Genomic DNA, 24,553 nt, shown 5'->3' with positions numbered 1-24,553 from the left:
TGTACAGTCTTAGAGATTTGAACCAGGGCATCGCAGTATCCTTAACATGAGTGGGAAAATAAAATATGGCCCTAGTAGGGCTTACCAGCTAAGCGATTGTTGTCAAGGAAAAGCCTCTTTTCGAGATCTAAAATTTGGATCTTGGGATAAACCGCATAAGTTCGCCTGAAAGACAAGGCAAGAAAACATGAGGGCGAACGGAGGTATTCGATCCTGTTCATTAATGGCCCCCAAAAATATTCGCCTTGCCAAATGATGCTTGATTCTATTAAATTACAAGTCTAACGTAGAAATTAAAAGGAGAGTCATAATAGAGGTACCATGTCTCATCAGGAAGCACTTCATCAACTGCATCAACATCTCAGCAAGCAGATTATCGGACAACCCATCCTGGTCAATCGGCTTCTCATTGCTCTCCTGGCCGATGGACACCTCCTCGTAGAGGGGGCACCCGGCCTGGCCAAGACCCGTGCAATTAAGGTTCTAGGTGAGGGAGTCGAGGGCGATTTTCACCGAATTCAGTTCACCCCGGATCTCTTGCCTGCAGATTTAACCGGGACAGAGATCTTTCGGCCTCAGGATGGCTCCTTTAAGTTTCAGCGGGGGCCGCTCTTTCACAATCTGATTCTTGCGGATGAGATCAACCGCGCCCCGGCGAAGGTACAATCCGCCTTGCTGGAGGCAATGGCAGAACGTCAGATCACGGTGGGATCCGTCACCTATGCCTTGCCGGACCTCTTCCTCGTGATGGCGACTCAGAATCCGATTGAGCAAGAAGGAACCTATCCCCTGCCGGAGGCCCAACTCGACCGCTTCCTGATGCATGTTCGGATCGACTACCCCGATGAAGAGGCGGAGCAGGCAATTCTTCATCTAGCCCGGAGCGAAGCACGGCGATCAACAGAAGCGGAGGGGGCTTTTTCTCCTTTATCTCAGGATGCAATCTTCGGTGCGCGTGATGAGATCCTGGACCTCCATATGGCAAAGAATATCGAGGCCTATCTGCTCCAAATTGTCATTGCAACCCGCAAACCCGCCATTTATGATGAATCATTGGCAAAGTGGGTCCAATACGGGGCCAGTCCTCGCGCCACCATTGCGCTTGATCGTTGTGCCCGTGCCCACGCCTGGCTGGAAAAACGTGATTATGTCACGCCGGAAGACGTTCAGGCCATGGCCTTTGATGTGCTGCGGCACCGCGTTTTGTTGAGTTATGAGGCTGAGGCAGACGGAGTCACACCCGATCGTTTTGTGGAGGAACTTCTTTCACGGATCGCGGTCCCATAAGGGTCTGTCCCAAAATAACATGCGTGATTGGCCGGAGACAATTTTTGAGCGAGACAAGGAGCGAAGAGTGCGCATACTGAAGTATGTAAAAGATAAGCGACGCAGACGCAGCCAAAAAGGGTCCCGGCCCTTCGGGGAGTCCCAGCTTTGGCCCGAGGCTGCGTTGTTCCTTAGTCACATAGCTGGGGCTAAGCTCCCTCGTCACGCCTTGCCTCGGACTCAAAGCTGGGACTCCCAATCGCGCATGCTATTTTGGGACAGGCCCTAAGCGCCAGTGTAACCATGCCATTCAGATTAAAACAATTCAGCTTACAGAAAAAAGGTCTCCCTCCCTCTCCGATCCTCAATGTCTCCAAACAAGACGAAAGTCCGGTTCGTATTACCAAGGCAGGCTTGATTTCTCTTCATCGTCAAGCGGAGAGTCTCTCTTTAAGGGCGGTCAAAATTCGTTCCGTGCAAGGAGGACATTATCTCTCTCCTTTTAAAGGGCTGGGGATGGCCTTCGATGAAGTGCGCCCCTACCAGCCTGGAGATGATATCCGGACGATTGATTGGCGTGTCACCGCCCGCACCGGCAAGACGCATACCAAGTTATTCCGTGAAGAGCGGGAACGCTCCGTTTTGCTCTGGGTGGATTTTCGTGCCCCAATGTTTTTTGCGACGCGGGGCCTCTTTAAATCGGTCATGGCAGCACGTACGGCGGCCCTGCTTGCATGGAGCGCCTTCCACCATGGGGACCGCCTCGGCGGCCTGGCCTTCTCTGAAAACCGACATGAAGAAGTCCGGCCTCAACGCGGGAAAAAGGGCGTGCTTCATTTCATTCGACGTATGGTGGAACACCCGGCCTGGAAGGAAACACCCTCCGGAAACAGCAGAGAAGCGGCGGCGCTTGCGGCCCTCATCCGACTCCGCCGTGTGGCACGCCCCGGCAGCCTGGTTTTCTTAATCAGTGATTTCAGGGCGATCGGGACAGCGTGTGAATCCCACCTGGCGCAACTGGCCCGTCATAACGATGTGGTGATGTTATTTATCCATGATCCCCTGGAAAAGACCCTGCCGCCGGCGGGAATATACCGTATCTCCGACGGGTCAAATGAGGTGACCCTGGATACAGCAGATCCCGCGCGCCGTCAGGCCTATCACTCCAGGTTTCATGAACGTCAAATGGAATTAAAGCATTTTTGCATTCATAATGGGATTCATTTTCTGCCCTGCACCACCTCAGGAAATTTACTACTTACCTTACTAAATGGGCTCGGGCTTCAACCCCAAAAAGGGGCCGCATAATGGGAGAAGGCTCTGCTTTGCAGTTGCGTGACATCCACCTCCCCGATCCGGTTTCCTGGTGGCCGCCTGCCCCGGGCTGGTGGGGACTGATCACCCTGGCCCTGTTATTTTTTCTGGCCCTCCGTGCCTTCCTGAAAATGAAAAAGGCCCGCCGGGTCAGGGTGGCCGCCTTAAAAGAATTGGAGTTGTTATCTACCACTTTTACCCAGGCTCAGGATGCGCATCACCTGGTCAAGGCGCTATCCGTTTTATTGCGACGCATCTGCCTGAGCTATTATCCCCGCTTCGATGTGGCCGGACTCACCGGAGAAGCCTGGCTCCACTTCCTTGATCAGCATTTCGAGGAAGAAAAAGGGCATGGCCGTTTTAGTAAGAGCCTCGGGCGCAGCCTGATCACCGCCCCCTATCAGGCAAAAGCCGAGATTGATGGCTTAGGCTTACTGAATCTCTGCAAAGACTGGATCACGGCCTTGCCGCCGCTTGGAAGTCTGCCGCGCGGGGGGTCAAGATGATCCATTTTGGATGGCCCTGGCTTTTTCTCTTCATCCCCCTGCCCTGGCTTTTTCGACGTTTTCTGCCTGCGGCTGCCCCTTCACAAGAGGCCGCGCTTCACGTTCCTTTCATGGAGGCCTTCGTGGAGGCTCGGTCCGGCTCAGCAGAGTTCAAAATGGGTCGCCGCATCTTATGGTTCGCCTTCCTGGCCTGGTTGCTGCTCGTCACAGCCGCCGCCCGTCCTCAGTGGCGAGGAGAGCCTCTTGTCCTGCCAATCAGCGGGCGGAACTTAATATTAGCGGTGGACCTCTCAGGAAGTATGATGGCGGAAGATTTCGAGATGAATGGCCGGATGGTCAACCGTCTTATTGCAACGCAAGCCGTGGCAGGTGCCTTTATCGAACGCCGCGTGGGAGATCGTCTCGGCCTGATCCTCTTCGGAAAACAGGCCTATCTACAGACCCCCCTGACCTTTGACCGAAAAACAGTACGAACTCTGCTGCAGGAAGCCGTCGTTGGGCTCGCAGGACAGGAAACCGCCATCGGAGATGCCATAGGACTGGCGGTAAAACGATTAAAAAAGAACAAGACTGCAGACCAGGTCCTCATACTTCTGACGGACGGGGCGAATACCGCGGGTGAAGTAACACCCATCAAGGCAGCGGCCTTGGCAAAAGCGGAAGGTTTGAAGATTTACACGGTCGGGATCGGAGCCGATGAGATGATGGTCCGTTCTTTTTTTGGGACACGCAAAGTAAATCCCTCGGCCGATCTCGACGAGAAAACCTTGAAGGCCATTGCCGCGGAGACCGGCGGGCGCTACTTTCGCGCCCGAAATACAAAGGAGTTTGAGGAGATCTATAAATTACTGGATACCCTGGAACCCATTGAGCAGGAAAAGCAGGTATTTCGCCCAAGAATGGCGCTTTATCCCTGGCCTCTAGGCGGGGCGCTGCTCATCGCGGCCCTGGTACTCCTGAAGAGAAGCCTCCCGAATATGCGATTGGGTTCATTGGAAAATAAGACAGGTTGATATCTCGATGATCAATGACTTTCATTTCCTGCGTCCGTTATGGTTGATGGGACTCCCGGTCCTCGCCACTCTGTTGTGGTTATACTCTCGTCGTCAGGCGGTCAGCAGGAGTTGGCGAGCGGTCTGCGACCCGGTATTGCTAAGCCATTTGCTCGTGGGGGGATCAGAGAGATCGAAAAGTGGTTCAAGCCTGTCTCTCATGGCAATCAGCGGCGGGCTCGCCCTTTTTGCCCTGTCAGGACCTGCCTGGAAACAGCTGGAACAACCGGTCTTTCGTGATCAATCCGCCCTGGTTCTGGTCCTGGACCTCTCCAGGTCGATGGATGCCACCGACATCACGCCCAGCCGTCTGACGCGCGCCCGGCACAAGGTGGTTGATATCCTGAAAAAACGCCGTGAAGGCCAGACGGCCCTGGTTATTTACGCAGCAGATGCCTTCGTGGTCAGCCCCTTGACGCAGGATGCGGCAACAATCATCTCGCAGGTCTCAGCACTCGAGACAACATTGCTTCCACGACAAGGAAGCCGACCCGACCTTGCGCTTAAAAAAGCAGGACAGCTTTTAAAACAGTCCGGTATCCCCAGGGGACATATTCTAATGATTATGGATGGCCTGGAGAATGCCCCGAAGGAGGGGGTCGAAGCGGCGATGGCAATACTAAAAAGCCAGAACGCCCTTGTTTCCATACTCGGGGTCGGCAGTCTGACGGGCGCGCCGATCAAGTTGGCCCAGGGCGGCTTCTTACGGGATAAAAAAGAGGCGATCGTCATTTCAAAGCTGGAGGAAAATGCCCTGATGACACTCGCAAGACAGGGGGGTGGACGCTACCATCGCCTGTCTCTGGACGATCGGGACATCAGTCGTTTTTTTGAGACCACGACCGCGGGTCGATTTGAAAAACAGGAAGAGGAGGCCAACTTAAAGGCAGACCGCTGGCTGGAAGAAGGACCCTGGCTTCTCCTGCTGCTTCTGCCCTTTGCCGCCCTTGTTTTTCGCCGCGGACATCTTGCAAGCATTGTATTCATCTCAGGATTAACCCTGGTCGGCCTTCCACCTACGGCCGAGGCCCTCGACTGGGAAGGGCTCTGGTCACGACAGGATCAACAAGCGGCACGTATTTATGCCCAGGGAGAAGAAGACCTTGCAGCGAAACTTTTCATCGACCCGGCATGGAAAGCAACCGCGCATTACCGCGCGGGGCAATATCAGAAAAGTATCGAGACCCTTGAGGGACTTCAAACGCCGGATGCCCTCTATAACAAAGGGAATGCATTGGCACGCATGGGCCAGTTGCCCGAAGCGATCCAGGCCTATGATGAAGCCTTGAACCTTGATCCCAAACACGAAGACGCCGGTTACAACAAAGAACAGTTGCTGCAACAGATGGCCCAGCAGAATCAGGACCAGGAAAATCAATCACAGGGAGAACCTTCTGGAGATAAAAACGGAGAGGCTCAAAATCAATCGGGGGAGAACCAGTCCGGTGACAGTCAAGAAGGAGAAGAGTCGCAAGACCCGCAGGAGAGTCAAAATGCTTCATCCGAAAATCAAGGGGATGAGGAGGCTTCAAGGAAAGAGCAAAATACCGAAGATCCCGGGAACAGGGATAATTCCGAAGAGCGCCCTGATACACAACAGGCACAAGAACGGGATAAAGATCAATTGGAAGAACAGAGCGGTCCTTCCCTCGCTCAGCTTGAGCCAGGTGAACACGATGAATCCGAGCAGGCCATTGAACAATGGCTCCGGAGAATCCCGGATGATCCCGGCGGGCTCCTGCGCCGAAAATTCCTCTTTCAATCCCAACAACAGACGAGAACAAGACCTGAGGAAAAAAAATGGTAATGCATCGGCATAATCTCATCGGAGAGGCAAAGTATGACAGCGAGACAAAATATGCCGCGCTTGTTGCTTTCATCCTGATCCTTCACTTGCTCTCCGGTCTTTCCTCCGGATGGGCCGCGACGATCCATGCGGAACTCGACCGGAACCGCGTCTCCATCAATGAGTCTTTCACCCTGGTTTTTGAGACAGACGGCTCCGTGGACGGCGATCCGGATTTTGAACCCATCAAAAAACACTTTGAGATCCTGCAGAAAAGTCAGGGAAGTACCATGGAGATTATCAACGGGCAGTTCGCTCAAAGAAAGCGATGGACCCTGACGCTCATGGGGAGAGAAATCGGGTTTTTTACAATACCGCCGATCTCATTCGGAAAGGATAAAAGTCTCGGTCTCCGGATTGATATAGAAAAAATGAAGACATCCCGGGATATAAAACTGGAACCGCTCTTCCTGGAGGTCTCGATCGACCCGGTAGTCGCCTATGTCCAATCACAAACGATCTATACCGTCCGTCTCTACCATTCAGTAACCCTTCTGAGTGGAAAGCTTTCAGAGCCAAAAGTGAGTGATACCGATGTGGTCATTGAAAAATTGGGAAAAGACCGGGAATTTGAAACAACCCGGCGTGGAAGAAACTACAGGGTGGTTGAAAGACGTTATGCGATTTTTCCGCAGCAGAGCGGTCGCATAAAGATTGATCCGATCACCTTTGCGGGGCAAATGGCCTCCCGTTCAAGATCGAATTTCAATCCATTTCCAGGGGGCGGCCCGATCAAGCGTTTGCGCTCCAAAGCCCTCGAACTCGAGGTTCATCCGGTTCCTCAGAATAAAGTCCGAGGCAGATGGCTTCCCGCCAAAAACCTTCGGATTGTGGAGGCCTGGCCGGAAGGAAAAGATGGCGCGGCGCTGTCAAAAGTCGGAGAACCGGTCACCTGGACATTAACCTTGATCGCAGAAGGATTAACAGCAGCGCAATTGCCGGAGATTTCTCCCGGTTTTCCTGAGGGTTTTAAATCCTACCCGGATCAGCCCGTCTTGACCGATGAGACAACACATGAGGGGCTGATCGGATTCCGCCAGGAAAGAATTGCACTCATCCCGACGAAGGCAGGGTCCTTTCTCCTCCCGGCCATAGAAGTCCCCTGGTGGAATACAACGACAGAACGGATGGAGAAGACCCGTTTGCCGGAACGCCTCATTAAGGTTGCCCCGGCTGATCCGGGGGAGCAACCCGGCCCATCCGGTCTTTTTGAGGACGAGGCCGAAGCTGACGTCCAATTGGCAGAAAGAACCGCCTCAAAAGAGTCATCAGGGCGTTCCGATTTTTGGTCCTGGATCAGCCTGGTTCTTGCCCTGGGATGGACGGTCACCCTGATTCTATGGTGGGGCACCAGACAAAGACCCTCGGCCGATCCCATGCCGGACTCTGAAAATCCGACCCTACCTGGGATCAACCAAATCAAACGGAAACTCAAAAAAGCCTGCGTACAGAATCAGGCCCATGAGGCCAAAGAAACCCTGTTGACCTGGGCACAGATCCTCCGCCCCCCGATACGGATCACAAGCCTGGGCGAACTGGGGAAGCAAGTGGGCCAGGCTCTATCAGAAGAAATCAGCCGCCTCAATGGGGTACTTTATAGTCGAACCTCAGCTCCCTGGCAGGATGGGCCGGGATTATGGGCTGCGTTTGAAGAGGAAATATCAGCCAAGCAACCCAAGAGCGGACGCAAGACGGAAGTCTTGGCACCCATGACACCCAGGCCATAAGAGAACTTATCGTGCGAGAACAATATTCCACAGATCGGAAAGACCTGGAGAAACAGGTGGTCATTCATACCTATAGGGCGACCGGACCCGGAGGGCAACACCGCAATGTGACCGACTCCGGCGTGCGCATCGTACACCGGCTTTCCGGCATCACGGTGACGGCAACCGAGTCCCGTTCACAACATCGCAACAAGGACAAGGCCTATGAACGATTGATCCAGCGATTAAAGAAAATGAACCATCGGGAAAAACCCCGGGTTCCAACAAGAAAGTCCCACAACGTCCGCGAAAGAATCCTGAAAGAAAAGGATCTCCTCCAGAAGAAAAAAAGATTGCGCAAGCCGCCCGGCCCGGAGGATTGAGCAAAAAATACAAAGCATGACACTCCTCGTCTTCGGAGAAAAAGCCTTGACCCGGATTCCCAAGTGGGCCCGCCAAACTTCCCTTGACCCTATAGATAGTTTCTGTGATAATGACTGGATTTGCACGGGATATCCGTAGATTTTGCGTGATGGAAGCCCTCTTTGTTGATGATGGATTTAATAGGTTTATGACAAGACTTGGGGTCAATGTGGACCATGTTGCAACCCTTCGTGAAGCGCGGAGAGGGGCGGAGCCTGATCCGGTCGCGGCGGCGATTCTGGCCGAGTTGGCCGGGGCCGACGGCATTGTCGTCCATCTCCGGGAAGACCGAAGGCACATTCAGGATCGGGATGTCCGGATTCTCCGTGAAACCATCCGGACAGCGCTTGACTTGGAAATGGCCGCGACGGAGGAGATGGTCCGGATCGCCCTGGACATCAAGCCGCCTCTGGTCACATTGGTCCCGGAAAGCAGACAGGAACTAACCACCGAAGGCGGGCTGAACCTGATTGCCTCCCGCGAGAAACTGGAAAAAGTGATCCATCATCTTCACGAAGCGGGGATTACCGTCTCCCTTTTCATTGATCCGGACCCCATCCAGATCAAAGGGGCACACAAGGTCTCGGCCGACCGGGTGGAAATCCATACCGGTCCTTATGCAAACAGCAGAGGCAATGCCCAGAAGACTGAACTTCATCAGATCATGGAAGCAGCGAAGCTCGCCTCAAAACTGGGGATGGGGGTCAGCGCGGGGCATGGTCTCGATTATGTGAATGTGGCGGCGGTCGCACGGATTCCGGAGATTGAAGAGCTGAATATCGGCCATAGCATTATTTCCCGTGCCGTTCTTGTGGGGATGGAAGCGGCTGTCAGTAAAATAAAATCCCTAATGCAGCGGAGTTAAAAACCGCCGATTTGCCTGAATGACTGCGTTATCGGCCAAAGGCCTCCTCCCCGTACGGGGTATGGTCTTGTCTTTCAGGCGACATAACGGTTTTCTTATGATTCAATCATGAAACATGGAAACGGGAAAGGTTGAACATGAGTATTGTTGGCATCGGCATCGATCTGGTTAAAATCTCACGCCTTGAAGAGATAACGCAGCGCTGGGGAGATCGCTTTCTGAATCGGGTCTTCACTCCTTCCGAGCGTGACTATTGTCTTCAACACAAGCGCCCTCACATTCACTTCTCCGCACGGTTTGCGGTGAAAGAGGCCGCGTTGAAGGCCCTAGGAACCGGCCTCCGGGAGGGAATCCGCTGGAAAGATGTCGAAACCGTCAACGACCCGAATGGAAAACCTGAGCTCAGGATGTATGGGAAAACACGGCGGCTTGCTGAGGCGCAAAAGGTATCGAAGGTCTTTACCAGCATGACGCACGATCATGACTATGCCATTGCACAGGTTATTCTCGAACAGAATGGGTAACGATTCAGCACACCCCCCTTTTTCTCCATGGCGGCGTTGCTGCGGTACTCGAATCCTCACGTATAGACACATACGTTGCGGTTCTGTGCTCCTCGCACCTTGCCCTGAAGCAAAATAGTGGCATACTGAATCGTTACCAGGATGGAAACAATGAAAATTGTCACAGCAGATGAGATAAAATTGCTCGACCGGGAAGCCACTTCCGAGTACAAGATCCCCTCCCTCCTCCTCATGGAAAATGCGGCGAGGGGCCTGGTGGATCATATTGAAGCGGCCTTCGGCCCTGTAAAACAAAAGCGGATCGTAATCCTGGCAGGCGGGGGGAATAACGGGGGAGATGGGATTGCAGCGGCGCGGCATCTCCGGATGCGTGGGGCGGAAGCGATCATCTACCTCCTCTCCGAGATTGAAAAATTTGAAGGGGATGCCAGAACATCACTCGATATATGGATTGCAACCGGCGGTCTTCTGGAAGTTGTCGGTACCTTTTCGTGGGAATGTCTCAAGGAGGACCTCCAGAAAAGTGACCTGGTCATTGATGCCCTTCTGGGAACAGGCCTCTCTCATACGGTCGAGGGAGACTATGCCGAGGCCATTGCAGCGATCAACGCGTCCGACCAACCTGTCATCTCGGTCGATATTCCCTCCGGAATTTCTTCTGATACCGGAGAGATCTTTGGCGTCGCAGTGAAAGCCGACTGGACCTTTATCATCGCCTTGCCAAAACGCGGTCATTTTGTCCGTGCCGGGCTTGAACATTGTGGAAAGTGGGAGGTTGTCGATATCGGGATTCCTCCAGCCTTGATTGACCGAGCTGAGATCAATGTCGACCTCATTACCCAAGAAATGATGCAGCATCTTCCCCCGCGCCGCACCAAAGGGATGCATAAAGGAAACATGGGGCATCTCCTCCTGATTGCCGGCTCTGTCGGAACACTGGGGGCAGCGCAAATGGCCAGTCTGGCGGCGATGCGTTGCGGCACCGGACTGGTCACGGTGGCCCTCCCGGCCACGGTCGCCGCATCAAATGTCCCCTTCCCCATGGAGGTCATGACGCTTCCACTTCCGGAGACGAACGAAGGCACGCTTTCCCTGGCCTCTGAGAAAAAACTCCTCCAGGGGATTGAGGGAAAGACCGCCATTGCCGTCGGACCCGGTTTATCACGCCATCCGGAAACCCAGCATCTTGTCAGAAACCTGATTCGTCAAGTCTCCATTCCAATGATTATTGATGCGGACGGAATCAATGCCATCGCTACGGATCTTTCCATCCTGGACGAAAAACGGAGTCGGCTCATCCTGACACCGCATCCAGGTGAGATGGGACGGCTCATGGGAACGAATTCCGACGATGTCCAGTCGGATCGCTTCAAGATTGCAGAAGAATTCGCAAAAAAGTGGGACGTCGTCCTCGTACTAAAAGGGGCACATACCATCGTCGCCACACCCGATGGCTTGCTTCGGGTCAACAACAACGGGAACCCGACCATGGCGACCGCCGGGGTTGGAGATGCCCTGACCGGAATGATCGCCGGATTGGTCGCGCAAGGGATTATGCCGCAGGATGCCGCAACACTGGGGGTCTACCTGCATGGTCTTGCAGGGGATCTGGCCGCTGAAGTCCTGGGCGAGGGAAGCCTGATCACCTCTGATCTCATCGGGAAAATCCCAGAGGCTATTGCAACACATCTTGGAAAGGGTAAACATGACACAGACTGAATTATCAATCTTTTTCTTCGGCATCATATTCGTAATCGCTATCGCCATGATTATCCACTCCTGGATTGATAAAGGCCGGATCAGAAAGAATTTTGATCGGCTCGCCTCAGAACTCTCCGGACAGGTCCTTCAGGAAAACGGCTTTATTTATCCGCGTTTTTCCGCGGAAGTTTCCGGTCGGCATTTCGATCTTTTTTTTAAAGTGGTGAAGGCCGGACGAAAAGAAATCCTCTACTACATCTACAGCCTCAAGACCGGTGTCACCGAGGATATCCTTCTCCTTAAGAAAGACTATTTCAAACCAATTACAGATGAGGACCAGTTTACCGAAGAGGCCGGAATACTTCTCTCCAATATCGATTCAAGGTACCAGGTCCGTTCACAACATGTTGCATCGGCCCAAACAATTTTTAAAGAAGCAAATGTGAATGGCTACCTCACATCCCTCGACGAATTCTCAAGTCTACAACTCGGTCCGGATGCCCTGGTCGTTGGCAAGCCTTATGACGGCACCCCCGATACGGAGCCGACAAACATCCTGCGGAATCTTCATATCCTGGAAAAGCTCGCCGAGGCAATGGAAAGATGTCCAAGCACGGCCTGAAGAAAGAAGAGACTTCTCTCACCCTTTTCAGCCCTGGCGAGGAGGCGACCTTTCGCCTGGGGAAAGTCTTTGGAAAGACAGCCGTCGGCGGCGAGATCATCGCCCTGATCGGTCCGCTCGGTGCAGGAAAGACATTATTTGTTCGCGGCCTGGCCGAAGGGCTTGAGGTCCGTGATTCACATGTCAGCAGCCCGACCTACACCCTGCTCCACCAACATGAAGGCCGCCTTCCACTTACCCACGTCGATCTTTACCGCCTGAACGGTGCGCACCAAATCGAGACGATTGGACTAGATGAATATCTGGGCGGTAAAGGAGTTGTGGCCGTCGAATGGGCCGACAAGGGATTTCAAGAAAACCAAGAGGCTCACCTGACGATCACGATCCGCTTCCTCGAAGGGAACCAGAGAGAAATTCTCCTGACGGCAAACAACGCGCACCATAAGAGATGGCTTGAACAGATAAGACTATCAAAAGACTGGAATACAATTAAGAAAATAGATGGATAACAGCGTGTCCTTCCAAATATCGGAACGTACGTGTCTATACGTGAGGCTTTGAGTACCGCAGCAACGCGGTCATGGAAAAAAAGATGGGTGAACTGAATAATTACCAGGCGTCCGGTAAGATCAAGGCACTCACACAAGAGATGGTTGCACGCCTGAAGTGGTATCAAGACAACGGGGTCCTGTCCTGGAAACGCACAGCAGCCCAGGAGAGCTCCGTAGAACAATCGGCGGACGGGAAAAAAGAGCCAATTGCCACGGACCCCACGTCTCAAACCGGGCTCATGACCCTGGAAGCCATTCGGGAGGAGATGGGAGACTGTCAACGCTGTACGCTCTGTTCAACACGAACAAATATAGTCTTTGGCACAGGAAACCCGCATGCCTCACTCCTCTTTGTCGGTGAAGGACCCGGCAGAGACGAAGACCTTCAGGGCCTGCCCTTTGTCGGCCGGGCGGGACAGCTTCTAACCCGAATGATTGCGGCAATGGGCTTCTCCAGAGATGAAGTTTATATCGCCAACATCGTGAAGTGCCGGCCTCCTGAAAACCGGAACCCGAAGCCGGACGAGATCGCCACATGCCGTCCTTTTCTCCATCAACAAATCTCGGCGATCCGCCCGAGGGTGATCTGCGCACTCGGAACCTTTTCCGCCCAAACCCTTCTCTCCACCGAGGAGAGGATCTCTGATTTGAGGGGGAAATTTCACGATTTTTTCGGAATAAAGGTGCTGCCAACCTTTCACCCGGCCTACCTGCTTCGGAATCCAAGCCAGAAGAAACATGTCTGGGAGGACCTGCAGTTGATCATGGCAGAGCTCAAAAAGAAGCCGGTGCCGGATGAGGCCGCGGGGAAAAGAAGATGAACCAGCTTTGGGCCCCCTGGAGGATCACGTATATCAGAGGAGAAAAAACCTTGGGTTGTATCCTTTGCGACAAACCAAAACAAAAGAAAGACAAGGCAAACCTGATCCTCCTGAAAGGGAAAACCGGTTTTGTCATGATGAACCTTTATCCTTACAGTAACGGCCATCTCATGGTTTGCCCCTACAAACACGCAGACACCCTGGAAGACCTCTCCAATGAGGTCTTAAAAGATCTCATGCAGATGGTCAAGCAATCACTTGCTGCCCTGCGCAAGGCCTTTCAGCCGGAAGGGGTCAATGTCGGCCTCAACTTGGGAAAAGCCGCGGGCGCCGGGATTGAAGACCACCTCCATTTCCATGTGGTTCCCCGATGGGAAGGAGACACCAACTTCATGACCGTCCTCTCTGAAAGCCGTGTCATCCCGGAAGCCTTGACCGAAACTTACCGCCACCTCAAACCCCATTTTAAAGGCAAATAAGATGGTCAGACTCATTCTGATGATTCTTGTCATTTGCGGCCTGTTTGGCTTTGCCTATTCCAACCAGGACCAAACCATCTCGCTCTCCATCTTCTGGCAAATGGACACCGGACCCCTACCCGTCTATGTGATCGTCATCGCCTCATTCTTATTCGGCACCATCTTCGCCCTGATGATGTCCTTTCCCGGATGGCTCCGATCAATGATCGAACAACGAAGGCAGGGCAAGAGGATAGAACAGCTTGAGATTGATCTGGATCGTATTCGCTCTGAGGCCCTCAGATCCGTCCCACCACCTCTGCCGCCGACCTCAATAGAGGAGATCCATGACGATGCGTAACGGTCCAGCTCACCCGTCTTTTTCTCCACGGTGGCCTTGCTGTGGTGCTCGAATCGTCACGTATAGGTATACGCTCCGGTTCTTCTCCGCTCCTCGCGCCTTGCCCTAAAGCTTAATCCAGGCAAGCTGAACCGTTACGACGGTATAAATTAATAAGGAATAAACATAAAAAATGGGCACTTCCACCCCTTTAATGAATCAGTACCTGGAGATTAAAAAGGGTCATCCAGAGGCCATTCTTTTCTTTCGTGTCGGAGATTTTTATGAGATGTTTCTCGACGACGCCGTCACTGCCTCCAAAATTCTTCAGATCACATTGACCTCCCGCGATAAGAACAACGCCAATCCTATCCCCCTTTGCGGTATTCCCTACCATGCCGCCTCCGGCTATATCGCCAAGTTGATCCGGTCCGGGTCCTCTGTCGCCATCTGTGAACAAATTGAAGATCCAGCCACCGCCAAAGGGCTGGTAAAACGCGAAGTTGTTCGCGTCATTACCCCCGGAACGGTCATAGAACCTGAGCTTCTCTCCGCGAAAGAGAACAACTATGTGGCCGCGCTCAAGTGGAATTTCAGATCACCGCTCTCCCATAAAACCCGGATTGGCCTGGCCTGCCTCGACCTGTCCACGGGTGATTTTAGAATGCTCCCCTCCTGCGCAGGCTGGGGCGAAATTAAAGGAGAGTTGCTGAAGATCGGACCGAAAGAGATTCTCGTTCCATCAAGTGATCCGGAAAAACAAGCCCTCGGAAAAGAGACCCTGGTGGGCCTCCTTCAAAAAACCTGGACCATTCGCCAGGCTTCTCCGGAATTCTTCAACCCGGCAGAGGCGGAAGAAACCTTAAGAAAACACTTTCAAATCCATTCAGTCCATTCACTTGGGGAAGATCGCTTCAGCCTGACTGCCGCAGGAGCCCTTCTATCCCATCTACAGGAAACACAAAAGATCGCCCTCGAGAATATTGTCTCACTTCGGCCAATCCCCTCGGAAAAACTGATGCGGATTCATCCCCTGGCCATCCGGCATCTCGATCTGGTTCCGCTGACTCGCGACAAGACCGAAGGAACACTCCTGCATCTTCTGGATCAAACGATGACTGCCATGGGGGGACGTCTCTTGAAAGACTGGATTCTTCACCCCCTGCTCCAACCGAAACAGATCAATCAGCGCCTTGACGCCCTCAGCTATTTTTTTGAGGATGTTTCTCTTCGGACAGAACTTCGAAAGCGACTCCAGAAGGTTGCAGATATTGAGCGCCTCATCGGACGAATCAGTCTAAAGGCAGCCCATCCGCGCGACCTCATCGCCCTGAAGGAATCGACCCGACGCCTTCCAGAAATTCAGAAAGAACTCACACAACCGCGGGATTTCCATTCTCCAAAACAACAACCCGCGCTCATCGCTGAGATGATCGCCTCCTGGGACAATCTGGATGAGGTCTTCCTCTTGATTGAACAGACCATCGTCCCCCAACCGCCACTCTCTCTCAAGGAAGGGGGCATTATTAAAGAGGGCTATTCTGAAGAACTGGACACGCTTCGCCTTTTTCAAAAAGAAGGCCGATCGATGCTGACGGAGATTGAAAAGAGAGAGCGAAGACGGACCGGAATCGAAACACTCAAGGTTCGCTATAATCGGGTCTTCGGCTACTATATCGAGGTCAGCAAAGCGCAACTGTCCAAGGTCCCCCTGGACTACATACGTAAGCAGACACTGACCCACGCAGAACGCTTTATTACTGAGGAGTTGAAAGAGATTGAGGAAAAACTGACCGGCGCGACGGAAAAGATCAAGTCCCTAGAAAGTGAGGCCTTTGAAGTGGTTCGCTGGAAACTCTCTAAGCAGGTCGCCCGAATTCAGGAGATGGGGAAGAAACTCGCGCTGCTTGATCTTCTGAGTAACCTCTCCGAAATCGCCCATCAGAATAATTACTGCCGGCCCGAGGTCAACGATGACCTGACGATACGGATCCTAGAAGGAAGACATCCTGTGCTGGAACAGGGGGCGGGACTCAATGCCCTGGGCGACAAACAGCCCTTTATCCCGAACGACACCCTCATTGCACCGCCATCGCAGCGAATGCTCATCCTGACTGGCCCCAATATGGCCGGAAAATCAACTTATATGCGGCAGATCGCCCTGATCGTCCTCATGGCACAAATGGGAAGTTTTGTCCCCGCAAAAGAAGCAGCCATTGGGGTGGCTGATCAAATCTTTACCCGTGTCGGGGCACAAGATGCCATCACAGAAGGCATGAGTACCTTCATGGTGGAGATGACAGAGATGGCACAGATCCTTCTCTACGCAAGCGATAAAAGCCTCATTCTCTTAGACGAGATCGGACGCGGAACAAGTACTTACGACGGGATGAGTATCGCATGGGCGATTGCGGAGTATGTCCATTCCGACCAGCTCGGAGCGCGGACCCTTTTTGCCACACACTACCACGAGTTGACCGGACTGGCCGACCTGCATGACGGGATACGCAATTATCACATCCTCGTCCGGGAATGGAACGATGAAATCCTTTTCCTCAGAAAGATGGTTCCAGGTGGCGCAGACAAAAGCTACGGAATTCAGGTCGGACGATTGGCTGGCCTCCCTCCCGAAATTATCCGCCGGGCCAAGGAGGTCTTGAAGGAACTGGAAGAAAAATCCTGGGACGCCCCGATCCATGCCCACCTACCACAACAGCCCGACCTCTTCTCCCCTGCACCTCAATCCGAAAAAAGACCGCTCACGCACCCCGTCGTCGAGGCGCTCCGGGAGATTGACGCAATGAACATGACCCCGATACAGGCGATTCAAATCCTCGCTGATCTTTCCATCCAGGCGAAACAGGTGAAAGAAGAGTAAAATAAACCATGAAGGAATTGACCGGAATCGCTGATCACATGAAAGAATCCTCAGACCCGATAGCACGATTCACTGCTGTTTTTGAGGTGGCAAAGAATACATTTCCGTATGATGCAACGGCCTGCACCCTCGCCACAACGGGGTCGGGTGGGAAGCCATCGGCACGCGTGGTCCTACTCAAAGACTTTGATGACTGCGGCTTTGTTATTTATACAAACCTGGAAAGCCGGAAGGGGAAGGAGATGAGCACCACCCCGTATGCCGCTCTTTGTTTCTATTGGCCTCAACTCAATGTGCAGGTGCGGATTGAAGGGCTAGTCGCACAGGTGAGCCATGCGGAAGCCGATGCCTACTTTGCAACCCGGCCCCGCGGCACGCAGATCGGGGCATGGGCCTCCAGACAGAGCGCGCCTTTCTCAGACCGGTCCGAACTTGAAAAACGCATAAAAATATACGAAGAAAAATTTGTAGGAGAAGATGTCCCCCGTCCGCCATTCTGGTCCGGATTCCGCATCATTTCAGAAAAGATTGAATTCTGGACGGCAAAAGAAGACCGGCTGCATGACCGTGTACTTTACACCCGCGAGGATAGAAAGTGGACAATCGACCGGCTCTACCCCTAAGATCTCCGTCCTCAGATATCCCCCTCCGCACCCAGACAAACTCGCCATTTCCAAAGTATCTGGTATAATTATTACCTAATGTTGGTTGAAAAGGCTGAAAGGTCGGTGTGTTTACTGGCTTCTTCATCCCACTTTATAAAAATGACCCCCATTCATTGAAGAACTTCCGTATCATCAGGGGGTTCTCCAATTGCCTGTTCATGACTTTAAGACAGAGTACAATTGATACGTGTAAAGAGAAACTCTTCCCAAAAAAAGGACCTCCCTTTATGGAAACGTGCAAGAGGGATTTTGTCGGATTCCGCCGGCTTTACCTTAGTAGAACTTATGATCGTTGTGACCATTATCGGGATAATTTCTTCCATTGGAACTGTTTTATACAGTAACTTTATCCAGAAGACCCGCGAAACCAGTGTTATTGTCTATCTGAGGTATATCAATAAGGCACAAACAGAGTATCGTTTTTTTGACGATGGGTACACCAGAGAATTTGAGGATCTAGAGAAAACAGGAAGCCTGCCTAAAAAATACAACAACAACATCACAGAAGTGGGAGATCAACAACGAATACTGGAAAACTACCTCATCACACTTCAGAAACAACAGGGTGAATGGTTTGCAAGAGCCGAACCGGTTGATCTAAGTACAGACCGTCGGTGGTTTTATATTGACGAGACCGGCGTGGCCCGATTCGAACAGGGGAAAACAGCCAATGCAACCAGTCCTAAGCTCTGAGGAAAAATGGTGATCTTCTCAACATAATATGGCAGGAGAGCGTTCTACTCACCTTATTTAAAACACAAAAGGTTACTCATCATGCAGAATACAGAAAAGAAAAGAAAAAAAGACAATCGGCGTAAAAAAATCTTAATTGAACCAAACCGCCAATTAAAGTCCGCATTAACCGTTATCATTTCAATGGTTTCGTATTCTCTTCTTCTGGGTTTCATTGTCTTCTTCCCCCTTTACCTTGAAATGGACGCCTCCGAGAATCTTGAACAACTGGAATGGATCTCTACGTTGGTTCTCCAGCTTCATCAAAGGCTCTGGCCTGCCGTCATCATTGTCTCAATTGCAATGGGTATCCAGTCCATCTATTCCTCGCACCGTATCATCGGGCCTGCTTACCAGCTCAGGAAGAATATAAGAGAATTTATACAGGGCAACTTCGTCACCACCAAGTTGCGGAAAAGAGATCACTTAAGGGAAGTAGAACTTGTCCTGAATGAATTGGGAAATAAACTCACAAAAATAACGCGGTCCGGTGAAGAGTTCCATGCGTATATACGAGATGAACTCATCTCTATTTCCCTTACACTCGAAAAAAATGATGGACGCGGGTCAGATCAAACCCTGAAGACGCTCCACCACCTGGTTGAAAAACTCGAAAACCACACGAGCGGATTTACGTCTGCTCTCTCCCCCAGCCCAACTGAAAACAATCACAGAACAGGCTCTCCTGTATAATAAAAAATAGCGAAGCGGAGCGCGAGGAGCGCAGAAAATGATTATACGCCGTAAGACCGGCTGGCCCCTGGCGGGTGAACGGACAGGCTACGCGCCTTCTTCCTTTTCGAAAAGCCCCAACTGAATAAGCTCTTGTCCGGTAAAGGGAATCGGATAATTTTCTGTAAAACAGGCCGTACAAAAATGCTTGTTTTCACCCGATTCAGAATTGTAAACAGCCCGAAACATCCCCTCCATTGAAAGATAGGACAGACTGTCGGCCGTGATATACTTGCGGATCTCCTCCAGATCATGGCTGGACGCAACCAGTTCCTGACGTGTGGGTGTATCAATTCCATAAAAACAGGGAGAAACAATTGGAGGTGAACTGATCCGCATATGGATCTCCTTTGCTCCCGCCGCCCGTATCATTTTGACAATCTTCCGGCTGGTGGTCCCCCGAACAAGTGAATCATCCACAACGACAACACGCTTCCCCTCCAGAACCTCCTGCACCGCATTCAATTTAATCTTAACGCCGAAGTGGCGAATCGATTGTTGCGGCTCAATAAAGGTCCTTCCCACATAGTGGTTACGAATCAGGCCGATGTCATAATGAATCTGGGAGGCCTCGGCATACCCCAGGGCCGCCGGAACACCCGAATCCGGCACCGGAACCACGAGATCGGCATTCACATGACTCTCGGCAGCCAACTCCTTTCCCAGACGTTTTCGAATTGCATAAACACCCCGGTTGAAAATACGACTGTCCGGTCTTGAGAAATAGACATATTCAAAAACACATTGCGCGTTGGGCGCCGAGTCAAAAGGCTTCACCGAGGTGATTTCCTGATTATTAATCCGGATAATCTCTCCCGGTTCAACATCACGAATGTACTCGGCTTCAATCAGATCAAAGGCACAGGTTTCAGAGGCAAGGACATATCCGTCTTTCATCTTCCCAAGGGCAAGGGGACGGACACCGTAGGGATCACGAACACCCACCATGCCTTCTTCGGAAAGAAAGATGAGAGAATATGCTCCCCTGACACGCCTCAGGGTCTCAGTAATGCGATCGACAAGCCGTCTCTGTCTCGAATGGGCAATGAGGTGAATAATGACCTCGCTGTCCATCGTCGATTGGAAAATTGCGCCATAGGCCTCCAACTCATCCCGTAAAAAATTAGCGTTGATCAGATTACCGTTGTGAACCATCGAAAGGGTCCCCAAGGCGTAATTGACCAGGATGGGTTGAACATTTTCCAGGAGGGATTCCCCGGTTGTCGAATAACGATTGTGCCCAATTGCCGCGCTGCCCTTGAGTCGTTTCAGACGGTCCTGTGAGAAGATATCGGCAACTAGTCCGGTCCCCTTTTCTTGATAAAAGACCTTTCCATCGGTAGACACGATCCCACTCGCCTCCTGCCCACGATGCTGCAAGGCATAAAGGCCGAGATAGGCCAGATTTCCGGCCTCCGGATGGCCGTAAATGCCAACGATGGCGCACTCTTCGTGGAGCTTATCGAGATGTGATTCATCCATTTTCAACATCCTGAAAAAACTTTTTGAGACCCTTTGAATGAACCTCCCTCATCTTCTCCAGGGGGAGATGAATGACCGATCCAGAGAAACCTTCACCCTGAATATCCAGGGCAGACCCTCCTGTAAGGCCTAAAACGGAGGCGGAGAGCGACATTTCAGCGATCAGTTCCTGCAATCGGGGAAGATCCTCTTTCTTTACCGTAACAATAACACGGGACTGTGACTCGCTGAACAAATAAGCATCCATCCGGATTGAAACCGGTTCAAGTCTAATGATAGCACCCACGGATATGGGGGACAAGAGGCATGATTCTGCCAGGGCCACCGCGAGCCCGCCCTCGGAACAATCGTGGGCAGAACTCAAGAGGTTTTCTCCGGCCGCTTTTAGAATCAGATCGTGGAGTCCCTTTTCTTTATCAAAATGTAGCATGGGGGGGTAGCCTCGCTCCTGAGAGTGAAGGACCTTCAGATATTCACTTCCACCAAGTTCATCCAGGGTTTCGCCAATCAGAACGATCTTCTCATCTGGTACCTTGAATCCGGCAGTCAGCACCGTCCGGACATCCTCGATCAGTCCGACCATCCCGACAACAGGCGTCGGATAAATCCCGAGGTCCTTGGACTCATTGTAAAAACTGACATTCCCGCTGATCACGGGGACATTGAAATTTTTACAGGCATCGCTCATCCCCTCAATCACGGCAGCAAAATGCCACATAGTCTCCGGGCGTTCCGGATTTCCAAAGTTGAGGCAGTCGCTCAGCGCGATCGGCTTTGCCCCGACACAAACCAGGTTTCGCGCCGCTTCCGCGACCGCGATTGCTCCGCCATAATAGGGATTCAAAAGACAATAACCGCTATTGCCATCCACGGTCATGGCCAATGCCCGATTGCTGCCTTTCAAGCGAATCACAGCTGCACCCGCGCCGGGCCCGATAACGGTATTTGTCCGCACCATGTGATCATACTGTTGGTAAACCCACTCTTTGCTCGCCAGGGCGGGGGAATCGAGAAGTGCAAGGAGAGCATCCGAATAGGACTTCGGTTCCTGGATGGCATCCATATTGAGTGACTGAATGAACTCCTGGAAACGCGGCTGCATTATCGGCCGGTTGTAGACCGGCGCCTCAGCGGTCAGGGCCGCTACCGGGATACGGGCCACAACGCGATCGCCCTCTCTTATGGTCAGAAAACGGTCCTCCGTTACCTGTCCGATGACCGACATGTCGAGATCCCATTTCTCAAATATCTCCGCCACTTCCGTCTCTTTTCCCTTCCGGACCACCAGGAGCATCCTTTCCTGAGACTCCGAGATCATCACCTCTTCCGGCGTCATGCCCTCTTCTCGGCGGGGAACATGCGAGACATCAATGTCCAGCCCGACCTCACCCCGATCAGCCATCTCGGCAGCTGAGCTGGTCAATCCGGCTGCACCCATATCCTGAATGCCAACAACCCACTCTTTTTTCATCAGTTCGAGACAGGCTTCTAAAAGAAGTTTTTCTGTAAAAGGATCTCCGACCTGAACGGTATGCCGTTTCTCCGCGGACTGGGTCAACTCCGCGCTCGCCATGGTCGCGCCATGTATGCCGTCCCGACCGGTCCTGGAGCCGACATAGATCAGCGGATTCCCGACGCCGCCGGCTGCCGCTGTGACAATATCCTCCCGTTTCGCAATCCCTAAACAGAAGACATTCACAAGGGGGTTTTTCGAGTAGATCTCATTAAAGCAGATCTCCCCACCCACAGTTGGTACGCCGATACAATTGCCATAACCGGCAATACCTGCCACCACATGTTCCAGGAGATAGCGATTCTTCGGATTTTCAAGCGGCCCAAAGCGAAGGGAGTTGAGGAGGGCAATGGGTCTGGCACCCATCGTAAAGATATCACGGAGAATTCCACCGACACCGGTCGCCGCCCCCTGGTAGGGTTCGATAAAAGAGGGGTGGTTATGACTTTCGATCTTGAAGACGGCAACCCAGCCCTCACCAATATCCACCACGCCGGCGTTTTCTCCCGGTCCATGAAGGACTGCTTCGCCTTCGGTTGGAAAACGCTTCAGGTGAACTTTGGAGCTCTTGTAGCTGCAATGCTCGCTCCACATTACTGAAAAAATCGCCAACTCCGTTTGATTCGGCTCGCGGCCCAGGAGGGTCTTGACCTTCTGTAGTTCTTCGTCGGTCAACGGATGGGAGGGTGCGGTTTTCTGATCAGGAGTTTTCATAGGTCCTTTGCCTGAGCGGCCTGTAGTGAGCGAAAGACCCCGATGCCATCGTCCCCTCCCAAAAGCGGGTCGGATGCCCGCTCAGGATGAGGCATCATCCCGAGGATATTCCCCGCCTCATTACAAAGACCCGCAACATGTTCGACTGATCCATTCGGATTGGCCCCCTCTGAGGTCTCTCCCGTTTTCGTCACATATCGAAAAAGGATCTGCTTTTTCTTATTAAGATCTTTGAGGGAAGAAGGATCAATAAAGTAGTTCCCTTCTGCATGAGCAATGGGAATAGAAAGAACCTGGCCCGACTGATACTGGGAGGTAAAGGGGGTCTGATTATTTTCAACGCGAATCGATATCGTTTTACAAATAAATTTCATCGAGTGATTTCGAAGCAAAGTCCCAGGCAATAATCCGACTTCGACCAAGATCTGAAAGCCATTACAAATGCCAAGCACGTATCCCCCCTGCTTGGCAAAATCAATGACGGCATCCATGACCGGGGAAAAACGGGCGATCGCACCCGGACGAAGATAATCTCCATATGAAAATCCCCCGGGAATGATCACAAGATCGAGAGGAGGGAGCTTTGTTTCTTTGTGCCATATGGAAAGCGTGGGTTCCCCCAGAAGATCCCGCGTGACAAAGCGGCAGTCATGGTCGCAGTTCGATCCTGGAAAAACAATGATACCAATACGCATTGCGTTGTTATCCTTCGATACAGGCCTTAAGACCGGTTGAGCTTATAGAACCCTGCCGAAGAGCGGCGAAGATTCTCCAATCCGAGAGGGAAATCACTTCAGGAACCTCTGATTAAGTCTGGGTTAAATACGCACAGCGGAGTAAAAAAATAATCAAGTTCAACTCGTATCGAAAAATCCCTCCAGCTAGCTGGAAGATTTTTCCATTTTCCGGGAGATCTTATATGTAGACCCAAGATAAAAATCTCAGAAAGTAACCCGCTATTTTCAAGATCTGTGGACCTTTATCCCTCTTTATCGTGTTTGAGCAGATCTATAAAACCCTGCATGGTCGATAATTTTTTTTCAGATGCCGCATAAAGTTTTGCGCTGAAAATGGCCGTTGTTGCATGCCCCGCAAGCATGATGAGAAGTTCTTCGTCCATTTGCGAGAACTTGGCCTTTTTCTGGTCTAATAAAGAAAAGATGACGACCACACCGATGGCACGGTCCTCAATTTTAAGAGAAACAGCCGCAATTGGATGTAGGGAGTCCTTGACGCTGAGATCGCTTAAATCCATTTTAAAATAGTGCTCGCCACTCTTCACGGTCTCTCCGATAATCCCCTCCCCCAGGGAAACCTTCAACATCTCCTCCTCCAGACCCTCTGAAGAGACCTTGGAAAGGACCGGGGCATTCTCATCGAGCAAAAAAATCGCAAACTTCTCTGCACCAATCAAATTAATCAGAATATCATTGATCGTCTGTATCACCTCATGGAAATCGAGTGAAGCGTGAAGCTGGTGGCTCGCCACATAAAGGTTGGCCAAGCTGTTATTTTCTTCCTCGACCTCAATATAACGTAACGCAAACTTCTTATCCTCTTCTCCGACCTCCTTAAACCGATTCACCAGGCGTGTCTTTTCGTCCTCCACCTCTGAAAGCCGCCTCTGGAGTTGCTCAAGGTCTTTACCCTCTGCAAATGCCGCCATATCATCCCGCTCTTCCTCAAGCTCAATGACCTTGAGACGGAGCCTTTCATTTTCCTTGAGCAAGTCCTGGGCAAACTCTTCCCCCTTTTTGAATACCCTAAGGAACTTTTCGGCTTTTTTGGAAAAATCACCTCCCCTTTTTTCCATAGTCAGTCCTTTGCCTCTTTGATATTACG

Annotated in this window: 23 protein-coding genes; 19 read left to right on the top strand and 4 right to left on the bottom strand. The window is 52.0% G+C overall.

The window, feature by feature from the left end; genetic code table 11:
- Nucleotides 1–321: 321 nt before the first annotated feature.
- The 19 genes from EYQ01_00500 to EYQ01_00410 all read left to right on the top strand — a co-directional run bounded on the left by EYQ01_00500 (nt 322) and on the right by EYQ01_00410 (nt 18,963).
- The gene (locus EYQ01_00500) at nt 322–1,287 is read left to right on the top strand and encodes a MoxR family ATPase (GenBank protein ID HIE64296.1); all 966 of its coding nucleotides are present in this window, start codon (nt 322–324) and stop codon (nt 1,285–1,287) included.
- A 282-nt stretch (nt 1,288–1,569) separates the two neighbouring features.
- Nucleotides 1,570–2,574: a DUF58 domain-containing protein gene (locus EYQ01_00495; GenBank protein ID HIE64295.1), complete on the top strand. Its 1,005-nt coding sequence runs from the start codon at nt 1,570–1,572 to the stop codon at nt 2,572–2,574.
- Nucleotides 2,574–3,086 carry a DUF4381 domain-containing protein gene (locus EYQ01_00490; protein ID HIE64294.1) on the top strand — a complete coding sequence of 171 codons (513 nt, stop codon included), beginning with the start codon at nt 2,574–2,576 and terminating at the stop codon, nt 3,084–3,086. Before EYQ01_00495 ends, EYQ01_00490 begins: the two co-directional genes overlap by 1 nt.
- Nucleotides 3,083–4,099, top strand: coding sequence for a VWA domain-containing protein (locus EYQ01_00485; GenBank protein HIE64293.1), 1,017 nt, complete (start codon nt 3,083–3,085; stop codon nt 4,097–4,099). Before EYQ01_00490 ends, EYQ01_00485 begins: the two co-directional genes overlap by 4 nt.
- A gap of 7 nt (nt 4,100–4,106) precedes the next feature.
- A complete protein-coding gene (locus EYQ01_00480; protein HIE64292.1) occupies nt 4,107–5,945 on the top strand; it encodes a VWA domain-containing protein in 1,839 nt (612 codons plus the stop codon).
- Nucleotides 5,939–7,711 carry a protein BatD gene (locus EYQ01_00475; GenBank protein ID HIE64291.1) on the top strand — a complete coding sequence of 591 codons (1,773 nt, stop codon included), beginning with the start codon at nt 5,939–5,941 and terminating at the stop codon, nt 7,709–7,711. Before EYQ01_00480 ends, EYQ01_00475 begins: the two co-directional genes overlap by 7 nt.
- 44 nt (nt 7,712–7,755) lie before the next feature.
- Nucleotides 7,756–8,073 (top strand): peptide chain release factor-like protein, encoded by a 318-nt coding sequence (locus tag EYQ01_00470; protein HIE64290.1) that lies wholly within the window; start codon nt 7,756–7,758, stop codon nt 8,071–8,073.
- Nucleotides 8,074–8,261: 188 nt separating this feature from the next.
- Entirely contained in the window at nt 8,262–8,978 is a 717-nt protein-coding gene (locus tag EYQ01_00465) for a pyridoxine 5'-phosphate synthase (GenBank protein ID HIE64289.1), read from the top strand.
- A gap of 137 nt (nt 8,979–9,115) precedes the next feature.
- On the top strand, nt 9,116–9,502 hold the full coding sequence (locus EYQ01_00460) for a holo-ACP synthase (GenBank protein HIE64288.1): 387 nt from the start codon (nt 9,116–9,118) through the stop codon (nt 9,500–9,502).
- Nucleotides 9,503–9,643: 141 nt separating this feature from the next.
- Entirely contained in the window at nt 9,644–11,221 is a 1,578-nt protein-coding gene (locus EYQ01_00455) for an NAD(P)H-hydrate dehydratase (protein ID HIE64287.1), read from the top strand.
- Nucleotides 11,208–11,825, top strand: coding sequence for a hypothetical protein (locus EYQ01_00450; protein ID HIE64286.1), 618 nt, complete (start codon nt 11,208–11,210; stop codon nt 11,823–11,825). Before EYQ01_00455 ends, EYQ01_00450 begins: the two co-directional genes overlap by 14 nt.
- The gene (gene tsaE / locus EYQ01_00445; protein HIE64285.1) at nt 11,807–12,334 is read left to right on the top strand and encodes a tRNA (adenosine(37)-N6)-threonylcarbamoyltransferase complex ATPase subunit type 1 TsaE; all 528 of its coding nucleotides are present in this window, start codon (nt 11,807–11,809) and stop codon (nt 12,332–12,334) included. The genes EYQ01_00450 and tsaE overlap by 19 nt, the downstream gene beginning before the upstream one ends.
- An 83-nt stretch (nt 12,335–12,417) precedes the next feature.
- Nucleotides 12,418–13,197 carry a uracil-DNA glycosylase gene (locus tag EYQ01_00440; protein HIE64284.1) on the top strand — a complete coding sequence of 260 codons (780 nt, stop codon included), beginning with the start codon at nt 12,418–12,420 and terminating at the stop codon, nt 13,195–13,197.
- Nucleotides 13,194–13,676 carry an HIT domain-containing protein gene (locus tag EYQ01_00435; GenBank protein HIE64283.1) on the top strand — a complete coding sequence of 161 codons (483 nt, stop codon included), beginning with the start codon at nt 13,194–13,196 and terminating at the stop codon, nt 13,674–13,676. Before EYQ01_00440 ends, EYQ01_00435 begins: the two co-directional genes overlap by 4 nt.
- A 1-nt stretch (nt 13,677) precedes the next feature.
- On the top strand, nt 13,678–14,016 hold the full coding sequence (locus tag EYQ01_00430) for a LapA family protein (GenBank protein HIE64282.1): 339 nt from the start codon (nt 13,678–13,680) through the stop codon (nt 14,014–14,016).
- A gap of 172 nt (nt 14,017–14,188) precedes the next feature.
- A complete protein-coding gene (gene mutS, locus EYQ01_00425) occupies nt 14,189–16,873 on the top strand; it encodes a DNA mismatch repair protein MutS (GenBank protein HIE64281.1) in 2,685 nt (894 codons plus the stop codon).
- A gap of 38 nt (nt 16,874–16,911) precedes the next feature.
- Complete coding sequence (gene pdxH, locus EYQ01_00420; protein HIE64280.1) at nt 16,912–17,496, top strand: pyridoxamine 5'-phosphate oxidase; 585 nt, start codon at nt 16,912–16,914, stop codon at nt 17,494–17,496.
- 222 nt (nt 17,497–17,718) lie between these two features.
- Nucleotides 17,719–18,231 carry a prepilin-type N-terminal cleavage/methylation domain-containing protein gene (locus EYQ01_00415; GenBank protein ID HIE64279.1) on the top strand — a complete coding sequence of 171 codons (513 nt, stop codon included), beginning with the start codon at nt 17,719–17,721 and terminating at the stop codon, nt 18,229–18,231.
- A gap of 81 nt (nt 18,232–18,312) precedes the next feature.
- Nucleotides 18,313–18,963 (top strand): hypothetical protein, encoded by a 651-nt coding sequence (locus EYQ01_00410; GenBank protein HIE64278.1) that lies wholly within the window; start codon nt 18,313–18,315, stop codon nt 18,961–18,963.
- Nucleotides 18,964–19,050: 87 nt separating this feature from the next.
- Here the strand turns inward: EYQ01_00410 and EYQ01_00405 are convergent, their stop codons facing one another.
- From EYQ01_00405 to EYQ01_00390, 4 genes are all read right to left on the bottom strand, one after another.
- Nucleotides 19,051–20,484 (bottom strand): amidophosphoribosyltransferase, encoded by a 1,434-nt coding sequence (locus tag EYQ01_00405; protein HIE64277.1) that lies wholly within the window; start codon nt 20,482–20,484, stop codon nt 19,051–19,053.
- Nucleotides 20,477–22,711, bottom strand: coding sequence for a phosphoribosylformylglycinamidine synthase subunit PurL (gene purL, locus EYQ01_00400; GenBank protein ID HIE64276.1), 2,235 nt, complete (start codon nt 22,709–22,711; stop codon nt 20,477–20,479). Before purL ends, EYQ01_00405 begins: the two co-directional genes overlap by 8 nt.
- The gene (gene purQ / locus EYQ01_00395) at nt 22,708–23,406 is read right to left on the bottom strand and encodes a phosphoribosylformylglycinamidine synthase subunit PurQ (GenBank protein ID HIE64275.1); all 699 of its coding nucleotides are present in this window, start codon (nt 23,404–23,406) and stop codon (nt 22,708–22,710) included. The genes purL and purQ overlap by 4 nt, the downstream gene beginning before the upstream one ends.
- Before the next feature lie 284 nt (nt 23,407–23,690).
- Nucleotides 23,691–24,524: a GAF domain-containing protein gene (locus tag EYQ01_00390; GenBank protein ID HIE64274.1), complete on the bottom strand. Its 834-nt coding sequence runs from the start codon at nt 24,522–24,524 to the stop codon at nt 23,691–23,693.
- Between the last annotated feature and the right edge of the window lie 29 nt (nt 24,525–24,553).

It is taken from the genome of Candidatus Manganitrophaceae bacterium, from assembly GCA_012960925.1.
Classification (GTDB): Bacteria; Nitrospirota; Nitrospiria; order SBBL01; family JAADHI01; genus DUAG01.
Note: the sequence above shows the minus strand (reverse complement) of the source record. Positions and strands in the feature narration are given on the sequence as shown.